This is a genomic window from Paenarthrobacter sp. (genome assembly GCF_031180005.1).
GTDB lineage: Bacteria > Actinomycetota > Actinomycetes > Actinomycetales > Micrococcaceae > Arthrobacter.
In genome coordinates this window covers 304,823-323,038 of record NZ_JAPSHI010000001.1, presented here as the reverse complement: position 1 = coordinate 323,038, position 18,216 = coordinate 304,823, and the positions used below count along the sequence as shown (strand labels likewise).

Sequence of the window (18,216 nt, the reverse complement as noted above, 5' to 3'; positions counted from 1 at the left end):
GCCGCCCACCGCGCGCGAGGTGGGCGGCCGCCGTCGTTGGTTGCTGAAGCGTTGCTCGCCTAAGCGTTGCTCGTCGCGGCAGCCTCAGCTGCGTTGTAGCCGTAGGGGTTGTTCTTCTGCCAGCGCCAGTGGTCCTCGCACATCTGGTCCACGGTCTTGGTGGTGGACCATCCAAGGTCCGCGAGGGCGGAGGAAGCGTCGGCCCAGAACGCGGGGAGATCGCCGGCGCGGCGGTCGGTGATCTCGTATGGAATCGGCCGGCCCACGGCCTTTTCGAAGGAACGCAGGACCTCGAGGACGGAGGAACCGCGGCCGGAGCCGAGGTTCCAGCGACGGACGCCGGCGCGCTCAGCGATGTAGTTCAGGGCTGCGACGTGACCATCGGCCAGATCGACTACGTGGATGTAGTCGCGCTGCGCCGTGCCATCGGGGGTGTCGTAATCTCCGCCGAAGACCATGAGCTTCTCGCGGCGGCCCACTGCTACCTGTGCAATGAAGGGGACAAGGTTATTCGGGATGCCCTGGGGGTCCTCGCCGATGCGGCCGGACGGGTGCGCTCCAACCGGGTTGAAATAGCGCAGCAGTGCGATATGCCAGCGGCCATCCGCGTTACCCAGGTCAGAGAGAATGTCCTCAATCTGTTCCTTGGTGCGGCCGTACGGGTTGTTGGCGCCGATTTCCATCTTCTCGATGTAGGGAATCGGGTTGTGCTCGCCGTACACCGTGGCCGAGGAGCTGAAGACGATGGAGCGCACGTTGTGCTTGTCCATGGCGCGGAGCAGGTTCAGGGTGCCCACGATGTTGTTGTAGTAGTAGGCGAGGGGTTCCTGGACGGACTCTCCTACGGCCTTCAGCCCCGCGAAGTGGATGACGGCGTCGATCTGGTGTTGGTCGAAGACGGCCTCAACGGCGGGCTCGTCCACCAGATCCACCTTGTGGAAGGCTGCGGTCTTGCCGGTGAGCTCCGAAACCCTGCGGAGGGATTCCTCGCTGGAGTTCACGAGGTTGTCGAGCACAACGACGTCGTGGCCGGCTTCCTGAAGGGACAAAACGGTGTGGGAACCGATGTAGCCGGTGCCACCCGTGACAAGAATTTTCATGGTTCCTACGCTATCGGAAATCGGAGCCACGCCGCTCTGTGTTGAGCGGTGTTGAAGCACGTTCGTGCTAAAAACTACTGGTGCCCAAAATTGTTGATGCCGAAGCCCGGCGCCATGAAGTTGTCCAAGCCGTCTTCCGGATCATTGCCAGCGACGGCTTGGAGCGGGCATCCCTCAGGGAAGTAGCTGACGAAGCAGGGCTGGCTGTTGGTTCGGTCCGACACTACTTCGCCAGCAGCGATGAACTCCTTGTCTTCTCCTTCGCAGCGGTGATTGATCGCATTGCAGGGCGTCTCGAAGCGGCACTCTCGTCGGTCGAGAAAGCTTCACCGGAAAGCCCCGAGCAGCACGAAGCTGTGCTGAATCTCCTCGGTCAGTTCCTGCCCCTGGACGAGGAACTGGCAGTGGATGCCTGCGTGTGGATGGCGTTCCGGCACGCTGCCCGGATCAAGCCTGTCCTGGCCGACGAAGCCGGGCGCAGCCACCGCACCGTGGCCGCCGTCGTCGGTCGCCTCATCATGCTCCTGAATCCCGGTGAAGCTGACTCGCAGCAAACCCTTGTGACGGAAGCGGAACGGCTCTTGGCCACCATGGACGGGCTGTGCATGCACTCGCTGCTGCAGCCTGAGTGGATGACTGCTGAGATGTGCAGTGACGTCCTGACAGCACACCTGCGTTCCTTGAGGGCAGTACCTGCCGCCAGTTAGGGATGCTTACTCCACAAGACGCGGATCACGCCATTACCGTCCGGGGTCATCGGGAATAGACTGGGACATGTCGGGGACCTGCCAAAGGGAGGAATTCGCATGCACGAGTCTGGCGGCCCGGGATGGCGCATCACTATGGATACGTCCGGGCCGATGCTCATCGCCCTGTACTTGCGCGACGTAGCGGGACTGGATGGTGCCGGTAGGCCGATTCTCTCCCAGGCAGCTCCAAAGGTCCGTCATGCGGACCACAAGCACCTCACCTCTGACGTAGGTGGCTTCCCGGCGCTGAAGACCGAGTGGGAAGCTTGGTGGGAGAGCCTGGTGAAGTCGTACCCCAACCCGGCACCCGAACTGGCCCCGCCAAGCTTCAAGGCTTTCGGCAACTCACCGGCACTCCAGCGCGTCCTGCAGGCACATTTCGGCTCCGCGCTGGGATGGGCTACGGACAGGATTGACGAGTACGCCCATCTTGAGGCCGCCCGTGAAGCCAACGGGGTGACACACGTGTTGAATGAGATGGTGGAGGATAGGCTCCTCGAGGTCGGTCGCAGTTCCCGGGACTTCGAACTCACCATCATTGAGCTGCCCCTCAATGAGCCGCGAGCCTGGTATCTGGAACCGGACACTATGATTATGAGCCACCGGTTGCTGTCCGAACCCGACGTGTTCCGCAGCTACGTCCAGCCCGTCGTGGAGATGCTCGCCTGATGGAGCTGTACAAAAACTCAGGTGGCTGGCGCTGAAACAGTGATGGTGACCGTCTCAGCTGGAGCGGCCGAAGGTTGCCAGCCATCGCGCTTCTCCCGGTTCCATGTCTGGCCCGCAAGGTCCACCTGTGTGATGGACAACGTTTTGGCGTTTGCCACTGCCCAATGAGCCACGGCCCACGCCTGCGTTCCGCCAAGTTCCAGTTGAACCGAGCGACCCTGAACGGTGGCCACCTGGGGGCCGAACGCCGTCGTGAGTTCATCGACGACGACGGCAGGGTCGCCCGCCGCCTCCGGCATGCGCAGTTCGCAGTTCAGTGACGAGGTGGAGTGCCCGGTGAGGGCGGAAGCGAAAGCCCGTCCCATCCCCTCATGCTGGGCGTAGGCGCGGGGAAAGGCGGATCGCTGGACCGCTTGGGCGGCTTGGGTAATCTCCATGGCCTCGTAGCCGGGCACCTTAACCAGTCCGTCAAAGAACGCGTTGCTTGCATAGACGGGGTCCATCACCTGCTCCTCGGTTCCCCAGCCTTGCGAGGGGCGTTGCTGGAACAAACCACGGGAGTCCGGTCCGGCGTCGTCGCCGTAGTTGATGTTGCGCAGCCTGGATTCCTGCATGGCTGTGGCAAGTGCGATGCTCGCCGCCCTGGGTGGAAGCCCACGCAGGACGGAGATCGCCGAGATGAGCGATGCGTTGGCAGCCTGGTCCGTAGCAAGCTCATGGCTTTCAGAGCCGACGACGGCGAAGCAGCGCTCCGTGACCAGGGTCTCGGAGCGCTGCAGCACGGCAACTATCGCGTAAATGGCACCTGCTACGAGGGCCAAAGCCAGCACCGCAACGATGGCGCGGCGGAACCGGCGCATTGGGTGTGTCCTGCTAGTTGGCGTGGAGAGCCTCATTCAGCTCCACCGTCTGGCCCTTGCGCGGAAGGACTTCCACGCCGCCGGTTGTGGAGTTGCGACGGAAGAGGAGATTCGGGACGCCGGAGAGTTCCACAGCCTTGATGATCTTGCTGGTGTCCTCGCCGTTCTCGTCCTTCGGGCCCGGAACACGTACACGGGTACCTGCAGTAACGTACAGGCCGGCCTCCACTACGGAGTCGTCGCCGATGCTGATGCCAACGCCGGAGTTGGCGCCGAGCAGAACACGCTCGCCCAGGGCAATCTTTTCCTTGCCACCACCGGAGAGCGTGCCCATGATGGATGCTCCGCCGCCAACGTCCGTGCCGTCACCGGCAACAACGCCGGCGGAGATCCGGCCTTCCACCATGGACGTGCCCAGGGTTCCGGCGTTGAAGTTTACGAAGCCTTCGTGCATGACCGTGGTGCCTTCGGCGAGGTGGGCACCCAAACGGACGCGGTCGGCGTCGGCAATGCGCACGCCGGTGGGAACCACGTAGTCAACCATCCGCGGGAACTTGTCCACGCCGAAGACCACAACGTTGCCGCGCTTACGCAGGCGGGCGCGGGTCAGCTCGAAGCCGTCAACCGCGGCGGGTCCGAAGTTGGTCCACACGACGTTGGGCAACTTGCCGAAGACACCGTCCAGGTTGATGCTGTTGGGCTTGACCAAGCGGTGTGAGAGGAGGTGCAGGCGCAGGTACGCGTCGGCCGTGTCTGCAGGGGCGGCGTCGAGGTCAATCTGTGCGAAGACAACCTTCTGCTCGGTGCCGCGGTCGGCGTCCTTGCCTTCCTCGGCAAGTGCAACGAGTGCGGGATCGGCGTTGTCGACGTCGCGCAAGGTCTCGGCAGCTACGCCAAGCGCAGGTGCCGGGTACCAGACGTCAAGCACGGTTGCTTCCCCGGAAGCCGAGGTGGCGATGGTGGCCAGGCCGAAGCCATAGGCCGATCGGTGGTTGTCGGACGCGTATGCGGGCACAGCAGAGGAAGCAGTTTCAGTCATGCGCCAAGTGTATCCAGCAGGCAGAGGTCGGTTAAAACCCGTCTCATGCCATAGAAGTCGCATTTGCTGGCATTAGGCTGGACGGGTGACCCTGAACCCTGCTCCCGCCCTTCTTGACCTGCGCCAGGACGTTGCCTTGCTGACGGCCGCGATCATTGACTTCAACAGCGTTTCCGGCAATGAGACCGAGCTCGCCGACGCCGTCGAGTCCGCTCTACGCGCCATCCCCGCCTTTACCGTGACCCGGGACGGCGACGCCATCATCGCGCGCACCGAACTTGGCTGCTCGGAGCGTGTCATCCTGGCAGGGCATCTCGACACCGTCCCCCTGCCCACCGTGCCGGGGTCTTTGGGCACTGTTCCGGCCACGTGGGAGTCCGGTATTCCCGGTGAAGGCATCCTTTACGGGCGGGGGACCACCGACATGAAAGGCGGCGTTGCGGTGCAGCTCGCCCTCGCAGCAACACTGTTCGACGACGGGCGGCAGCCCAACAAAGACGTCACCTTCGTCTTTTACGACCATGAAGAAGTGGAAGCGGTGAAGAGCGGCTTGGGACGGTTGGTCCGCAACCACGGGGATCTCCTGCAGGGCGACTTCGCGATACTGCTGGAGCCGACTCACGGCACGGTAGAGGGTGGTTGCAACGGCACCAGCCGTTTCGAAGCCACCACCATCGGCGAAACAGCCCACTCAGCGCGGGCATGGATGGGCGTCAATGCGATCCACGCCGCAGCACCTATCTTGGCCCGGCTCGCCAACTACGAGCCGCAGACCATCAACGTGGACGGCCTCGATTACCGCGAGAGCCTCAACGCGGTGAGGATCAACGGTGGAACTGCAGGGAACGTCATCCCGGACCGCTGTGTGGTGGAAATCAACTACCGATTCGCACCGGACAAGACCCCGGACCAGGCCGAGGCCGTCGTCAGGGAATTGCTGGACGGATTCGACGTCGTCCGTACGGACGCTGCTGCCGGAGCCAGGCCCGGACTGAATCACCCGGCCGCTGCGTCCTTCGTTGCCGCAGTCGGTGCCGAGCCCAAACCCAAATACGGCTGGACCGACGTCGCGCGCTTCAGTGAACTGGGCATCCCGGCAGTGAACTTCGGCCCCGGTGACCCCCTGCTGGCGCACAAGGACAACGAACACGTCGACGCCGACGCCATCCGTGAGTGCCTCCGTGCACTGAGAACGTGGCTGACGCCGTAGTCCCGAAGCTTCCGCGCAGCAAAAGAAGAAGGTCCGCAGCCTGGCAGCTGCGGACCTTCTTCTTTGGTACAGAGTTACTTCTTGTCGGTACCCGGTACATTGACTTCGAGATCCACCGTCTTGATGGCTGACGCCATTCCACCGGCGGCCTTCTTGGAGCCGCGGCGCTCAATCATGATGGCAATCCGTGACACGGTCAGGTTGATCAGGATGTAGATCGCAGCGCCGACGAAGAACGCAGGGAACAGGAAATCCGGTCCCAGGAAGTCGGCCATGATCTGGATCTTCCGAAGGAGTTCCTCGTAGCCCACGATGTAGCCGAGCGAGGTGTCCTTGAGCAGAACCACAAGCTGGGCGATCAAGGACGGCAGCATCCGTCGCACAGCCTGCGGGAACTCGATGGACATCCGCGACTGGAAGCTTCGCAGGCCAATGGCCAGGCCCGCCTCGCGTTGGCCCTTGGGCAAGGACTGGATGCCAGCGCGCAGGATCTCGGCGAAGATGGCGGCGTTGTAGAGAACCAAGCCAACAACGACGGCTTGGAACTGACCCGTGGCGAAAACCAGCAGGACAAACAACATCATGAGGACCACGGGCATGCCGCGGAGGAACTCAAGTACCACCTGCGTGGGAATGCGGATCCAAGGAATCAGCGAGATACGCAGCAGGCAAAGCGCGATGCCCAAGGGGAACGCGATCACGGCGGCCACGGCAGCTGCGGCCAAAGTGGAGAGAATGCCTTGACCGATCAGGCTCCAGACGTCCGGAGCCATGGGACCGTAGAAAATCTCCCAGCGGTCGGCGTCGAAAATGCCCTGCTGTGCCAGCGTTACGACAGCAATGGCGAGGATGCCGAGGATGATCAGGATTCCGGCGGCGGAGCCCAGGAGCGAATACAGGCGGGCCTTGGGCCCGGGGACGTCGTACAGGACCGATGTCATCGGGCAATCGCCACCTTTCGTTCAACAAAGTGCGCTAGAAGTCCCAGCGGAACTGTGATCAGGAGGTAGAAGAACGCCACCCCGAGGAGGATCCACAGAACTTGGTTGCCGTAGTCGTTGGAGAGCTGGCGACCGTAGCCGAACAGCTCAAGGACGAAGAAGGCGCCGGCCACCGAGGAGTTCTTCACCAAGGCGATCAGGATGTTGATCAACGGAGGTATGACGGTTCGCACTGCCTGGGGGAGGACGATGAAGCCCAACACCTGGGTGAAGGTCATGCCGACACTGCGGGCAGCTTCTGCTTGGCCCACAGGCACGCTGTTGACGCCGGAACGGACGGCTTCGGCGATGAAGGCCGCCGTGTAACTGCTCAACGCGATGATGGCCGCGACTTCAAACTGTTCGAATCTGACACCCAAGCGGGGCAGGACAATCGCGGCGAAAAAGAAAATGATGGTCAATGGGGTGTTTCGGGCGACTTCCACATAGAACATGCTGAAGCCGCGCAGAGCAGCCACCGGGGAGACCCTCATGGCAGCCAAGAGTGTGCCGACGAGGAGGGCAATGATGCCCGAAATTACGGAGAGGTAGAGGGTTCGGAGAAATCCGTCCCAGTATTGGGGGAGGCTTGCTATGACGGCGTCCATGGCTTCCTTTGGCTGCAGCTAATCAGGGAACGTGGTCCTTGTTCGGCAACTGCCGCCGCCCGGGGTGGGCGACGGCAGTTGACGGGTCCGACTAGTAGCGGTCGATGGTGGGAAGCTCAGGGACGGTCTTGATGACCTTGCCCGCGGTAGCCTCCCAAGCCTTCTTGTAGGTGTCGTCCTTGGCGAATTCCTCAAGCTGGTCGTTGATCCAGTTGCGGAAGACGGTGTCGTCCTTCTTCAAGCCGATGCCATAAGGCTCCTTGGTGAAGGTTTCATCCGAGGCGAGCTTGAAAGCGTCCGGTTCCTTATCCACGTAGCCGGCCAGGATGACGTTGTCGGTGGTCACGGCAACGACCTGCTTGTTGCGCAGCGGCTCCAGGCACGCAGTGTAGGTTGCGGCGGGGACTACCTCAGCGTTGTACTTCTCGGCGATGGTCTTTGCCGGGGTTGAACCCGTCACGGAGCAAACCTTCTTGCCGGTGACATCTTCGGGCTTGGTGATGGAGTTGTCGTCCTTGTTCACCAGCAGTGCCTGGCCCGCCTCATAATAAGGTCCTGCGAAGGCTACCTTTTCCTTACGGGCATCATTGATGGTGTAAGTGGCGATGACAAGGTCAACGCGGCCCTGTTCGATGAACGATTCGCGGTTCTGGGAGACAGTCTCTACCCATTCAATCTTGTCCTCCGGGATGCCAAGTTTGGCGGCGATAGCCTTGCCCATTTCAACGTCGAAACCGACAGGCTTACCGTCCAGGCCCTTCTGGCCGAACAACGGCTGATCGAACTTGGTGCCGATGGTGATCTTTTGGGCCTCGTTCAACTTCTGCATGGTGGTCCCGGCCTCGAAGCTGGCTGAGGCAACAGGGGGAGTGGTGGTGCTGCCGCCGCCGCAAGCGCTCAGCGAGAGAGCTAGCGCGGCCGATGCGGCCACCAGGAGTGACTTCCTCCGGGTAATAAGAGACTTCATGATGTTCCTTTCATTGGGTGGCCGCCTTACGGCCGGGGGTGCTGGCGGTAAGGAGCTAGTGGGTCAAGAGCTTGGACAAGAAGTCCTTGGCACGGGTGCTCTTCGGGTTGGTGAAGAATTCCTCGGGAGTTGCGTCCTCCACGATCTGACCGTCAGCCATGAACACCACTCGGTCAGCAGCCTTGCGGGCGAAGCCCATCTCGTGGGTGACCACGATCATGGTCATGCCTTCCTTGGCCAGCTGGATCATGACGTCCAGAACTTCGTTGATCATCTCGGGGTCCAACGCGGACGTGGGCTCGTCGAACAGCATCACCTTCGGCTTCATGGCAAGAGCACGGGCAATTGCCACACGCTGCTGCTGGCCGCCGGAGAGCTGGGCGGGAAGCTTCGGTGCCTGGTGCCCGACGCCTACACGCTCAAGGAGGGCCATGGCCTCCTTGTCAGCTGTGCCCTTGGCCACCTTCTTAACCTTGATGGGACCCAGCGTGACGTTCTCAAGAATCGTCTTGTGGGCGAACAGGTTGAAGGACTGGAACACCATGCCGACGTCGGCACGCAAGTGCGCGAGGTCCTTGCCTTCTTCGGGAAGTTTCTTCCCATCGATGGCGATGTCGCCGTCGTCGATCGTTTCCAAACGGTTGATCGCACGGCAGAGAGTGGATTTACCGGAACCGGAAGGTCCGATAACCACCACGACTTCACCCTTCTGAACCTGGAGGTTGATGTCTTTGAGGACGTGCAATTGACCGTAGTGCTTATTGACGCCGTTCAGGGAGACGAGGGCATCGCCGGACGCTTGAGTAGTCATACGATGAATCTAGCGAACAAAGACGCAAATATGACCACGGTCACGGCAACTTCCTGAAGATCGTGACTGAACAGAAACCTGCCCCACAGCGATATACCAGACTGCAATGCAAGAAGCGGGTCGCAGCAACGGAGCATGCCTTCATCCGCGCTAGCCTTGGGCAATGAGCATCAGCCAGCACCCAGTTCCCCACCCCGATGCCAACGGCCGTGTCGAGGGTACCCGCGTGCCGCTCCCGTCGGAGATCGCACCCGCCAAGCACAAAGGTCCCTTGGAACTTCGACGTAAACAGGCAGACACGGGGATGTCGGACCAGCATTTGCTGGATACGAGCGGTGCCGGGCAGTTCATTCATACCGATCCTTGGCGTGTCCTGAGGATCCAGAGCGAATTCGTGGAGGGCTTCGGAGCCCTTGCCGACCTGGGGCCCGCCGTCAGCGTGTTCGGTTCGGCGCGTACCAAGCCCGGAACCGAGTACTACGAGATGGCCGTCGATGTGGGACGCAAACTCGCCGAAGCCGGAGTCGCGGTGATTACTGGTGGCGGACCCGGATCCATGGAAGCTGCCAACAAGGGCGCTGTGGAAGGCAATGGTGTCTCCGTGGGCCTGGGAATCGAACTGCCTTTCGAGCAGGGACTCAACCAGTGGGTGGACCTGGGCATCAACTTCCGGTACTTCTTCGCCCGCAAAACCATGTTCGTCAAGTACGCGCAGGGCTTCGTCGTGCTTCCTGGAGGACTCGGCACCCTTGATGAGTTGTTCGAGGCCATGGTCCTTGTCCAGACCCGCAAAGTAACGTCGTTCCCGATCGTTTTGCTCGGTATTCGGTTCTGGGGACCCATGATCGAGTGGATCAAGGACACCCTGGTGGCAGAAGGCATGGTTTCCGAGAAGGACCTTGACCTGATCCAGCTGGTGGACGACCCCGCCGACGCCGTGCATCGAGTCCTGCACGGTGCACCACTCCCCGCTACTACCAATGGAAATCAGCGCCCGGAGTAGGCGGCTGTTTCTGGCACGATGGACCTTGTGAGCTTTTTCCTGGTGTTTCTCGCGATAGTCCTCATCGGCGCGGCGTTGTATCTCGGCGCCGGGATCGTTCGGGGGCGCTCGATCGGTTCGGGGCTTGACCAGCCGGTCCCGAACTTGCCCGCTGTTCTGCTGCCGGAGGAGGCCAAGCCCTCTGATGTCGACTCCTTGCGCTTTGCCTTGGGGCTTCGTGGGTATCGCATGGATCAGGTTGATCAGGTCCTGGATGAGCTGAGGGACCAACTGCAGGCGAAGGATCGCGAGATCGAACGGCTTGGCGCTTTGGTTCAACCGCGTCTCCAGGACGGCGAAACCGGCCGGACCGGGCAGTGAGTTCCCAGGTCCCCGCGCCGAAGGGAACCTCTGCCCCGAAGACACAGGTGCAGGAGGGGCCCACCGCGCGGCTTTCCCGGGGGCTAGCAGCTGTAGTCTCCAGAATGGCTGGATGGCCCTGGTGGGTGCAGGTTTCCTTGGTCTTTGTGGCCGCCCGGCTGGTCAGCGCCTGTATCTTCATGGCGGCCGCAATTCACCAGGGAACAAATCCCTGGTTCCCGCCGGCTCCGGACTACTGGAACTTCATCACTATTTGGGATGGGCGCTGGTATCAGGAAGCTGCAGACAAGGGATACCCCTCGGTTCTGCCGGTGGACGCGAACGGTGTGGTTCAGCAAAACGCGTGGGCGTTCTATGCGCTCCTTCCCTTCCTGGCCCGGGGGCTCTCGGCGGTCACCGGGATAGGAACCCTGCCTTCGCTCACCATCATCGCAATGCTGGCCGGTGTGGGCGCTGCGTTGGTGATCTACAAACTCTTCCGCGAGTTCGCAGGCAAGCGGGCGGCACTGTGGGGCGTCATCTTCGTCTCTACTTTCCCGGTGTCACCCATCCTCCAGGTCCCGTATGCCGAGTCCTTGAACCTGTTGCTGTTGTCGGGTTCGTTGCTGCTGGTGGTTCGGCGCCAGTATCTGGCCGCTATTCCCGTAGTGCTCCTGATGTGCCTGTCCAGGCCTACGGGGGTTCCTTTTGCCGCCATGGTGGGATTGCTGCTGTTTTGGCGTTTATGGCAGCGCTTCGGGCCATCCAGGACGCTGTCAGTTCAATCCCCTAACGACGGCGGGCCGACGCCGGCGCGCAGCCTGTTTTCGCTGGCGGCACTAGTGCTGGCAGCGGGCGCCGGAGCTCTGGCGTGGCCGGTAATCGCCTGGGCCACCACCGGTGAACCAACTGCCTACACGCGTACCGAAACGGCCTGGCGGGGGCACGATCTTGTGCCTTTCAAGCCATGGTTCGATACAGGCAGGATGCTGTTCGGTCCTGTTCTGGGCGTGCTTGCCCCCTTCCTCTTCACGGCACTTTTCGTGCTGGTCATGGTGTCAAAGCCGGTCCGGGCACTCGGAACCGAATTGCGGCTCTGGTGCGCCTGCTACATGGGGTACCTGCTGGTGTTCCTGCATCCGCAGACCAGTACGTTCAGAATGCTGCTGCCCCTGTTTCCGCTGGCCTTGGCCGTGGCGTTGTTGTCCAAGTCCAAAGCGTACCGGGGGACCGTGGTGCTGATGTTCGTCCTCCTGCAGATCGTTTGGGTGGTGTGGCTGTGGGCGTGGGCTCCGCTTCCCGGGGGCGGGGACTACCCGCCCTGACGTGGACCTTTGCCGCGCAGTGGGAGTATGTACAAAGCCCGGACAAATAGGCGTTTGATTCGCTACGGACGTGTAATTACGGGATAATGGAATAAGAGCAAGGACAAAGCACCGAAAAGTGCCCGGCCAAGGCGGCCTCCCAAGCGGTGCCGCCGGCTGCAATTGCGACGCGGAACCAGCCCGGCCGGGTTGGCGTGACTTGGGACAAATGGAGGGGATTTTCCTAATGGCGGCTATGAAACCACGTACCGGCGACGGCCCTATGGAAGTTACCAAAGAGGGACGCAGCTTGATAATGCGTGTGCCGCTCGAAGGCGGAGGACGACTCGTTGTCGAGCTCAACGCCGCGGAAGCGGCCAACCTCAAGGAATGCCTCGTAGGCGTTACTGAATAGACGTTTTGATTAGAGTTTCAGAGCAGGGCCCGGCGGGCAGTCCAAAGCCGGGCCCTGCTTTTGTTTAAGCTCTGTTACTGGTTCAGGTCCTGGCTTGTTGAACCGTCCTACTTCTTGACGGCCACCAGAAGTCCATCGCCAGTGGGCAGCATCGCTGAGGCCAGCCGCTCGTCGTCGCGAATGGCCTTGCCGATCTGGCGCAGAACCACGGTGGTGGCATCCCGCGCTGCGGGATTGGAAACGCGGTCTTTGTCCAACGCATCGTTGATGACCAGGGTGCCGCCCGATTTCAGCAAGCGGATTGCCTGTTCCACATATTTGGGGAAGTTGGGCTTGTCGGCGTCAATGAAGACGAGGTCATAGGCTGAGTCGGTCAGGCGAGGTAAAACATCTGCTGCACGGCCTGAAATCGTACGGGTACGGTTGGCCGGGCTACCGGATTCCAGGAACGCTTCCCTGGCCGCCTTGAGGTGTTCGACGTCCACATCGATGGTGGTCAGCACAGCATGGGAACTCAATCCACGCAGCAGGCAAACCCCGGAGACACCGGCGCCTGAGCCGACTTCCACCACCGTCTGCGCTTTGGAAGCGGCAGCGAGTACTGTCAGTACGGCGCCCACGCCGGGACTGATGGGGGTGACACCAAGTTCGAAGGACCGCTCACGGGCGCGCAACAACACGTCATCCTCAGCCGGCAGATCTTCTGCGTAGGACCAGCTGCTTGACTTGTCGGCACTCATGAAGGGGTTCGCTTTCCGCGGGTAGGGGTGTTTGTACCAAGACTACTGTGTCCGCCCCCGTAAACACGTTGCAGGGAAGCCTCCCCGCGCCTGTGTCCACGGTTGATTTCAGCCTTGCGGGGAAATGCTCTGCCAATCAGGAAATTCCCAGACAAACTTGGGATGATAATGCTCCGGTCATCCATGAGGTGATGCGGCGCCGAAGACTCGGTGAACCACAGTTTGAGGGGAGTGGACGATGCCGGCATCGCATGCTGCGCCAGTCCAAACATCGGAAAGCCTTGAGGCCGTTACTGATTGGGTCATGCCCAGCTGGGAGGAAGTGGTTTCAAACCACTCCGCCAAGGTATATCGCCTCGCCTATCGCTTGACCGGCAACAAGTTCGACGCCGAAGACCTCACCCAGGAAGTTTTCGTCAGGGTGTTCCGTTCCTTGGAAAACTTCAAACCGGGAACCTTGGATGGATGGTTGCACCGCATCACCACCAACCTGTTCCTTGACGGGGCACGGCGCAGGAGCCGCATCCGCTTCGATGCGCTCGCAGAAGATGCCGAATCCCGCTTGCCAGGCCGTGAACCCGGACCTGAGCAGAGCTTCGAGCACAACAACCTTGACCTTGACGTCCAGCGGGCGTTGGAAGAACTCCCGCCGGACTTCCGCGCGGCGGTCGTGCTGTGTGATCTCGAAGGTCTTTCCTATGACGAAGTCGCCGAGGCGCTTGGTGTGAAACTGGGAACCGTCAGGTCCCGTATCCACCGCGGACGGACCATGCTTCGCGAGAAACTCGCTCATCGCGATCCTCGCCCGGCAGGGGCCCGCAAACCGCGGTTGAAGATGCCCCGCATCGCCAGCATTCTTTAGGTTGTCGATGCCTCGACGTCCCTTTCGTCCGGGAGCCTTGTCCCGGCGCAAATTGGTTGCGCTGCGCCATACGCGCAGTTCGGAACACCTGCAGGATTGCGCGGACTGCCGAATTTCGCTCCGCCGGGAACGGCAGTACCTTGAGCGCCTCCGTGATTCAGCCGTGCCCGAAGCCAGCCAGGATCTTGCGGCGCGACTCATCCGGCACACCGAACGCCTGGCCAACGAACCGGCACCCATGCACTTAACACCGCAGTATCCGTACCGCCGGTTACGTGGCCTTGGCATTGCGGGTATTGCTGCCGGAACGTTGGCGGTGAGCGCAGGAGCGTTGGCACTGTCCGCGTATGTGATCGCCGGCGATGAAAGACCACAGGCCCTCCCGGGAACCAGCGATGGCGGCGCACTTGCCGGTGCCTTGACGGGTAACCCCACAGAAGCCGTGGTTGGACCCGCGTTTCGGGCCGGCAGCAAAGTCAGTTTGAGTATTGCCCAGTTGAAGTCACTGCGCGAAGACGGGTGGGCGTGTCCCGAGCTATCCGGAATGGGCTTCCACGTCGTGTCCGCCCAAGCCACTATGCATAACGGGAACCCTGCCGTGGAGATCAGGCTTGAAAGCAACGGTCACTACGCCACCATCGTGGAGGAACACCTGCCGGCGGATCCATCCGGCACTGGACGTTCTACTTCGGCGCAGCTGTCTGTCACGCAGGGGACCCCGTGGAAGGCCGTCTACACCATGCCGGCAGCTGTCATCAGCTACGCCTCCGATCTCCCGGCGGACACCGCGGACGACGCCGTACCCGAAATCGTGCGGGCAGGGGAAGCCATGACGTTGGCGTCCGACGACGAAGATCCAGAAACGTGGTACGGACGGCTGCTCCGCGGCCTCCAGACACTGCTCCGCCCTGCTGGTTTATGAGCGGCACCACAGACAAGGTAATCTTCGTAGCGTGCTTGGAATCAACGGCCCGGAGTTCATACTCCTTCTGATTATCGGCGTACTCGTCATCGGTCCCAGCCGTTTGCCCGAATACACCCAAAAGCTCGCCAACCTGGTCAAGGAAGTCCGTCGGATGGCTTCCGGCGCGCGCGAGCAGATCAAAGAGGAAGTCGGCATCGACATCGATGAGGTCGACTGGAAGAAATATGATCCGCGCCAGTATGATCCCCGCCGAATCATCAAGGACGCGCTCCTTGATGACGACACCAAGCCAGTCAGTGCCGGAGCTCCCGCAGCTGCTGCCACGGCAGTAGATACCAAGCCCAAAGCTCCTGTGCGGGTCATTGAGCGGCTCGCCGAGGGAGAAGCTGCCCCGTTCGATTCCGAAGCGACCTGATTTGAAGCAGCTGACAGCTCGCTGAGGGTGCCGCCCAGCGTGAAGGGCGAGGGCTAACGCGGCTGAATTCCCAAGGGCATACCGGACAATCCGCGAGGTCGCGTGGCCAAGGCGGCGGCAATGCCTTCCATCGCTCTGGCGGCAGCCGTTTCGGGCGCTGCCAGGACAACGGGATTCCCGGCGTCGCCGCCCTCACGCAAACGGATGTCCAACGGAATCTGCCCGAGGAGCGGAACATCGCTGCCCACGGCAGCGCTCAGCCGCTCAGCCAGGATGGCGCCTCCGCCATTTCCGAACAGTTCCATGCGTCCGCCGTCGGGCATTTCCAGGTAGGACATGTTCTCGATGACGCCGGCCACTTTCTGCCCTGTCTGGGTGGCAATGGTACCGGCACGTTCGGCGACGTCCGCAGCAGCTGCCTGCGGTGTGGTGACAACCAGGATTTCTGCGTTGGGCAGGAGCTGCGCCACGGAAATGGCGATGTCACCCGTGCCCGGTGGCAGGTCCAGGAAGAGGGCATCGAGGTCGCCGAAGTAAACGTCAGTGAGGAATTGTTCCAGGGCACGGTGCAGCATCGGACCGCGCCAAGCTACCGGCTGATTGCCTGCAACGAACATGCCGATGGAGATGACCTTCACGCCGTAGGCGACGGGAGGCAGGATCATGTCGTCCACCTGCGTGGGCTTCTGGTTAATCCCCATGAGGGCGGGCACGGAGAAGCCGTGCACATCGGCGTCCACGATGCCGACCCGGAGGCCTTGGGCGGCAAGTGCACACGCCAAATTGACGGTGACGGATGACTTGCCCACACCGCCTTTTCCGCTGGCTACGGCGTACACCTTAGTGAGGGAGCCAGGCTTGGTGAAGGGTATGCCGCGTTGTCCACCGGGCCCGCGGAGTTGTTCCTTGAGGGCTTCCCGCTGGGCCTGGGTCATGACCTTCAGCTCAACATCCACGCCTGTGACGCCTTCCACCCGGAGGAGGGCGTCGGTGGCATCCTTGGTGATGGTCTCGCGCAGGGGGCACCCGGCAATGGTCAGCAGAACTGCGACGTGCACGGCGCCGTCATCATCAGACGACACCGATTCCACCATTCCAAGTTCCGTGATGGGGCGCCGGAGCTCAGGATCAATGACGGTGGCCAAGGCAGCATGCAGCGCCTCGGCAGATGCGATGCTCATGGGGTCAGGCTCGGCTTTCGGGGTTTTCAGGCGATGGCTTGCCGGTGGAATGTTGTGGACCTGCAGGCCGGGGTGGTCGGACCTTCGGAATCTGCTGTGTGCGGGGGCCCCGCGATTTGTCGCGCTTCTCCTTCAGCTTCTCCTTAACCTTCTCACCCGGCGATTCCGTGCCATCAGCGGAGGATTCGTTCTCGCGCAGTTCCTCCTGGGCGTCGATGATGTCTTCCAGCAGGCTTCGGAGCTCGGTGCGGACATAGTCACGGGTGGCTACTTCGCGCAAAGCGATACGCAGTGAGGCCAGTTCCCGGGTCAGGTATTCGGTGTCGGAGAGATTGCGTTCGGCACGCTGACGGTCCTGCTGGAGCGAGACACGGTCGCGGTCGTCCTGCCGGTTTTGAGCGAGCAGCAGGAGCGGTGCCGCGTAGGAAGCCTGAAGGGACAGCATCAACGTAAGCAGGGTGAATCCCAGCTCCACGCGGTCAAACTGCCAGTCAGTGGGCGCGAAGGTGTTCCAGGCAAGCCAGAACACACAGAACACCGTCATGTAGACGAGGAAAGTAGGCGTGCCCATGAACCGGGCGAAGCCCTCCGTTGCGTTTCCGAAAGCGTCCGGGTTCGGGGAGAACTTGGGCAGGATGCGTTGACGGCCGCTCAGGGGAGTGTCAAGGCTGCTGCTTGAGCGTCCTGTGGACTTGGGGGATCGGGTGGCGTTGTTATCAGCCAATGCGGCCTCCAAGTTTCCTTATAGGGGCGTCGTCCTCATGGGCGCGCCAGTCATCCGGCAACAGGTGATCCAGCACGTCATCAACAGTCACCGCCCCCACAAGGCGGCCGTCGTCGTCAACGACTGGAAGTGAATTCAGGTTGTACGTGGCCAGGGTCCGGGCCACTTCGCTGATGTGGGCTTGGTCCGAAAGTGGCTCGAGGTTCTTGTCCACGAGGTTGCCCAGCGGTTCCGGCGGAGGGAAGCGCAGCAGCTGCTGAATATGCACCACGCCCAGAAAACGGCCTGTGGGGGTCTCCAAGGGCGGACGGGCGATGAAGATGGATGAGGCCAGTGCAGGCGAGAGCTCCTCGCGGCGGACGTGGGCCAGGGCCTCAGCCACGGTAGCTTCCGGCGGCAGGATGACCGGGACCGGAGTCATGAGGCCACCGGCGGTGTCTTCGTCGTATTCCAGGAGACGGCGGACGTCCTCGGCTTCCTGGGGTTCCATGAGTTGAAGCAGCTCTTCGGCTTGGGCGGAAGGAAGCTCGGCCAAGAGGTCGGCGGCGTCGTCGGGATCCATCTCTTCGAGGACGTCAGCGGCGCGTTCCACATCCAACGCGGAGAGGATCTCCACTTGGTCGTCTTCCGGGAGTTCCTGAAGGACATCGGCGAGGCGCTCGTCTTGCAGCTCACTGGCCACCTCGAAACGTCGCTTGTCGCTCATTTCCTGGAGGGCTTCAGCGAAGTCGGCAGGCTTAAGGTCCTCGTGCGTGGCGACGAACTGCGTGGCGGCCTGAGGCTCGGTGTGGGCGCCGGTCTGGGCATCGGCCCAATCGATGATCAGGGTCTCATTCCGGCGGAGTCTGCCAAAAGGGGACAGGGAGTGTCCACGGCGGACGAAGAGCTTGCTGACAAACCAGTCCTTGGACCGGTGCTGGTCCATGGCGATGTCTTCGATCGTGGCGTCTCCACTGCCGTCGGCAAGCGTCACGCGGCGGTCGAACATCTCAGCGACCACCAGTGTCTCGGCGCCGCGCTGCTCGAAGCGGCGGAGGTTGACCAAGCCGGTGCAAATGATTTGCGTCTGGTCTATTGACGTAATGCGCGTCATGGGAACGAACACACGCTTCTTGCCCGGAACTTCAACCACGATACCCACTACATGGGGAGCACCACGGGTGCCTCGGGAGAGCACCACGACGTCTCGCAACCGGCCCAGGCGATCGCCCAGGGGGTCGAAAACGTCCAAGCCGAGCAAGCGCGCGACAAAGACTCGTGAGGGATGTGTGCTCATGTTTACAGGCTACCGAGTCTGCTCTCTTTTAGCTGAATT

The 18,216-nt window shown here is 61.8% G+C and carries 21 protein-coding genes; 10 read left to right on the top strand and 11 right to left on the bottom strand.

Annotated elements, in window-relative coordinates; translation table 11 throughout:
- Positions 1–59: 59 nt before the first annotated feature.
- Entirely contained in the window at positions 60–1,100 is a 1,041-nt protein-coding gene (gene galE / locus RIF72_RS01465) for a UDP-glucose 4-epimerase GalE (RefSeq protein WP_309073121.1), read from the bottom strand.
- Between the two features lie 80 nt (positions 1,101–1,180).
- On the opposite strand from galE, the gene RIF72_RS01460 reads away from it, so the two are divergent.
- On the top strand, positions 1,181–1,807 hold the full coding sequence (locus tag RIF72_RS01460; RefSeq protein WP_309073120.1) for a TetR family transcriptional regulator C-terminal domain-containing protein: 627 nt from the start codon (positions 1,181–1,183) through the stop codon (positions 1,805–1,807).
- Between the two features lie 99 nt (positions 1,808–1,906).
- Positions 1,907–2,518, top strand: coding sequence for a hypothetical protein (locus tag RIF72_RS01455; RefSeq protein WP_309073119.1), 612 nt, complete (start codon positions 1,907–1,909; stop codon positions 2,516–2,518).
- 17 nt (positions 2,519–2,535) lie between these two features.
- On the opposite strand, the gene RIF72_RS01450 is transcribed toward RIF72_RS01455, so the two are convergent.
- Positions 2,536–3,378, bottom strand: a complete 843-nt coding sequence (locus RIF72_RS01450) for a hypothetical protein (protein ID WP_309073118.1) — start codon at positions 3,376–3,378, stop codon at positions 2,536–2,538.
- A 13-nt stretch (positions 3,379–3,391) separates the two neighbouring features.
- Positions 3,392–4,417, bottom strand: coding sequence for a 2,3,4,5-tetrahydropyridine-2,6-dicarboxylate N-succinyltransferase (dapD, locus tag RIF72_RS01445; protein ID WP_309073117.1), 1,026 nt, complete (start codon positions 4,415–4,417; stop codon positions 3,392–3,394).
- Between the two features lie 85 nt (positions 4,418–4,502).
- Here dapD and dapE point away from each other — a divergent pair, with 85 nt between their 5' ends.
- The gene (gene dapE, locus RIF72_RS01440) at positions 4,503–5,627 is read left to right on the top strand and encodes a succinyl-diaminopimelate desuccinylase (protein WP_309073116.1); all 1,125 of its coding nucleotides are present in this window, start codon (positions 4,503–4,505) and stop codon (positions 5,625–5,627) included.
- 74 nt (positions 5,628–5,701) lie between these two features.
- Here the strand turns inward: dapE and RIF72_RS01435 are convergent, their stop codons facing one another.
- The 4 genes from RIF72_RS01435 to RIF72_RS01420 form a co-directional block, all read right to left on the bottom strand.
- Positions 5,702–6,568: an amino acid ABC transporter permease gene (locus tag RIF72_RS01435; protein ID WP_309073115.1), complete on the bottom strand. Its 867-nt coding sequence runs from the start codon at positions 6,566–6,568 to the stop codon at positions 5,702–5,704.
- Positions 6,565–7,215: an amino acid ABC transporter permease gene (locus RIF72_RS01430; RefSeq protein WP_309073114.1), complete on the bottom strand. Its 651-nt coding sequence runs from the start codon at positions 7,213–7,215 to the stop codon at positions 6,565–6,567. The genes RIF72_RS01435 and RIF72_RS01430 overlap by 4 nt, the downstream gene beginning before the upstream one ends.
- A 91-nt stretch (positions 7,216–7,306) precedes the next feature.
- Entirely contained in the window at positions 7,307–8,182 is an 876-nt protein-coding gene (locus tag RIF72_RS01425; RefSeq protein ID WP_309073113.1) for a glutamate ABC transporter substrate-binding protein, read from the bottom strand.
- A gap of 55 nt (positions 8,183–8,237) precedes the next feature.
- Positions 8,238–8,993 (bottom strand): amino acid ABC transporter ATP-binding protein, encoded by a 756-nt coding sequence (locus tag RIF72_RS01420; RefSeq protein ID WP_011775438.1) that lies wholly within the window; start codon positions 8,991–8,993, stop codon positions 8,238–8,240.
- Between the two features lie 163 nt (positions 8,994–9,156).
- Here RIF72_RS01420 and RIF72_RS01415 point away from each other — a divergent pair, with 163 nt between their 5' ends.
- From RIF72_RS01415 to RIF72_RS01400, 4 genes are all read left to right on the top strand, one after another.
- Complete coding sequence (locus tag RIF72_RS01415) at positions 9,157–9,996, top strand: TIGR00730 family Rossman fold protein (RefSeq protein WP_309073112.1); 840 nt, start codon at positions 9,157–9,159, stop codon at positions 9,994–9,996.
- A gap of 18 nt (positions 9,997–10,014) precedes the next feature.
- Complete coding sequence (locus RIF72_RS01410) at positions 10,015–10,356, top strand: DivIVA domain-containing protein (RefSeq protein WP_309073111.1); 342 nt, start codon at positions 10,015–10,017, stop codon at positions 10,354–10,356.
- Positions 10,357–10,460: 104 nt separating this feature from the next.
- Positions 10,461–11,660: a hypothetical protein gene (locus tag RIF72_RS01405; RefSeq protein ID WP_309073110.1), complete on the top strand. Its 1,200-nt coding sequence runs from the start codon at positions 10,461–10,463 to the stop codon at positions 11,658–11,660.
- A gap of 226 nt (positions 11,661–11,886) precedes the next feature.
- A complete protein-coding gene (locus tag RIF72_RS01400; RefSeq protein WP_009357720.1) occupies positions 11,887–12,054 on the top strand; it encodes a DUF3117 domain-containing protein in 168 nt (55 codons plus the stop codon).
- A gap of 107 nt (positions 12,055–12,161) precedes the next feature.
- Here the strand turns inward: RIF72_RS01400 and RIF72_RS01395 are convergent, their stop codons facing one another.
- Positions 12,162–12,794: an O-methyltransferase gene (locus RIF72_RS01395; protein ID WP_309073109.1), complete on the bottom strand. Its 633-nt coding sequence runs from the start codon at positions 12,792–12,794 to the stop codon at positions 12,162–12,164.
- Between the two features lie 238 nt (positions 12,795–13,032).
- Between RIF72_RS01395 and sigE the strand changes: the two genes are divergently transcribed.
- The 3 genes from sigE to RIF72_RS01380 are packed head-to-tail and all read left to right on the top strand — an operon-like array spanning position 13,033 to position 14,996.
- On the top strand, positions 13,033–13,656 hold the full coding sequence (gene sigE / locus RIF72_RS01390; RefSeq protein WP_309073108.1) for an RNA polymerase sigma factor SigE: 624 nt from the start codon (positions 13,033–13,035) through the stop codon (positions 13,654–13,656).
- Between the two features lie 7 nt (positions 13,657–13,663).
- Entirely contained in the window at positions 13,664–14,578 is a 915-nt protein-coding gene (locus RIF72_RS01385) for a hypothetical protein (RefSeq protein ID WP_309073107.1), read from the top strand.
- Positions 14,579–14,609: 31 nt separating this feature from the next.
- Complete coding sequence (locus tag RIF72_RS01380; RefSeq protein WP_309073106.1) at positions 14,610–14,996, top strand: Sec-independent protein translocase TatB; 387 nt, start codon at positions 14,610–14,612, stop codon at positions 14,994–14,996.
- Between the two features lie 53 nt (positions 14,997–15,049).
- On the opposite strand, the gene RIF72_RS01375 is transcribed toward RIF72_RS01380, so the two are convergent.
- Genes RIF72_RS01375 through RIF72_RS01365 form a run of 3 tightly spaced genes read right to left on the bottom strand, consistent with a single transcriptional unit; the run spans position 15,050 to position 18,177 of the window.
- Positions 15,050–16,177 carry an Mrp/NBP35 family ATP-binding protein gene (locus RIF72_RS01375; RefSeq protein ID WP_309073105.1) on the bottom strand — a complete coding sequence of 376 codons (1,128 nt, stop codon included), beginning with the start codon at positions 16,175–16,177 and terminating at the stop codon, positions 15,050–15,052.
- Between the two features lie 4 nt (positions 16,178–16,181).
- Entirely contained in the window at positions 16,182–16,913 is a 732-nt protein-coding gene (locus RIF72_RS01370) for a DUF1003 domain-containing protein (RefSeq protein WP_309073104.1), read from the bottom strand.
- On the bottom strand, positions 16,894–18,177 hold the full coding sequence (locus RIF72_RS01365; RefSeq protein ID WP_309073103.1) for a magnesium transporter MgtE N-terminal domain-containing protein: 1,284 nt from the start codon (positions 18,175–18,177) through the stop codon (positions 16,894–16,896). The genes RIF72_RS01370 and RIF72_RS01365 overlap by 20 nt, the downstream gene beginning before the upstream one ends.
- Between the last annotated feature and the right edge of the window lie 39 nt (positions 18,178–18,216).

Bases quoted from the DNA above. Each gene is read 5' to 3' on its own strand.
- RIF72_RS01420 (WP_011775438.1), bottom strand. From the start codon at position 8,993: ATGACTACTCAAGCGTCCGGCGATGCCCTCGTCTCCCTGAACGGCGTC.
- RIF72_RS01400 (WP_009357720.1), top strand. From the start codon at position 11,887: ATGGCGGCTATGAAACCACGTACCGGCGACGGCCCTATGGAAGTTACC.
- RIF72_RS01415 (WP_309073112.1), top strand. From the start codon at position 9,157: ATGAGCATCAGCCAGCACCCAGTTCCCCACCCCGATGCCAACGGCCGT.
- RIF72_RS01385 (WP_309073107.1), top strand. From the start codon at position 13,664: ATGCCTCGACGTCCCTTTCGTCCGGGAGCCTTGTCCCGGCGCAAATTG.
- RIF72_RS01405 (WP_309073110.1), top strand. From the start codon at position 10,461: ATGGCTGGATGGCCCTGGTGGGTGCAGGTTTCCTTGGTCTTTGTGGCC.
- galE (WP_309073121.1), bottom strand. From the start codon at position 1,100: ATGAAAATTCTTGTCACGGGTGGCACCGGCTACATCGGTTCCCACACC.
- RIF72_RS01425 (WP_309073113.1), bottom strand. From the start codon at position 8,182: ATGAAGTCTCTTATTACCCGGAGGAAGTCACTCCTGGTGGCCGCATCG.
- RIF72_RS01450 (WP_309073118.1), bottom strand. From the start codon at position 3,378: ATGCGCCGGTTCCGCCGCGCCATCGTTGCGGTGCTGGCTTTGGCCCTC.
- RIF72_RS01455 (WP_309073119.1), top strand. From the start codon at position 1,907: ATGCACGAGTCTGGCGGCCCGGGATGGCGCATCACTATGGATACGTCC.
- sigE (WP_309073108.1), top strand. From the start codon at position 13,033: ATGCCGGCATCGCATGCTGCGCCAGTCCAAACATCGGAAAGCCTTGAG.
- RIF72_RS01435 (WP_309073115.1), bottom strand. From the start codon at position 6,568: ATGACATCGGTCCTGTACGACGTCCCCGGGCCCAAGGCCCGCCTGTAT.
- dapD (WP_309073117.1), bottom strand. From the start codon at position 4,417: ATGACTGAAACTGCTTCCTCTGCTGTGCCCGCATACGCGTCCGACAAC.
- RIF72_RS01365 (WP_309073103.1), bottom strand. From the start codon at position 18,177: ATGAGCACACATCCCTCACGAGTCTTTGTCGCGCGCTTGCTCGGCTTG.
- RIF72_RS01375 (WP_309073105.1), bottom strand. From the start codon at position 16,177: ATGAGCATCGCATCTGCCGAGGCGCTGCATGCTGCCTTGGCCACCGTC.
- RIF72_RS01430 (WP_309073114.1), bottom strand. From the start codon at position 7,215: ATGGACGCCGTCATAGCAAGCCTCCCCCAATACTGGGACGGATTTCTC.
- RIF72_RS01395 (WP_309073109.1), bottom strand. From the start codon at position 12,794: ATGAGTGCCGACAAGTCAAGCAGCTGGTCCTACGCAGAAGATCTGCCG.
- RIF72_RS01410 (WP_309073111.1), top strand. From the start codon at position 10,015: ATGGACCTTGTGAGCTTTTTCCTGGTGTTTCTCGCGATAGTCCTCATC.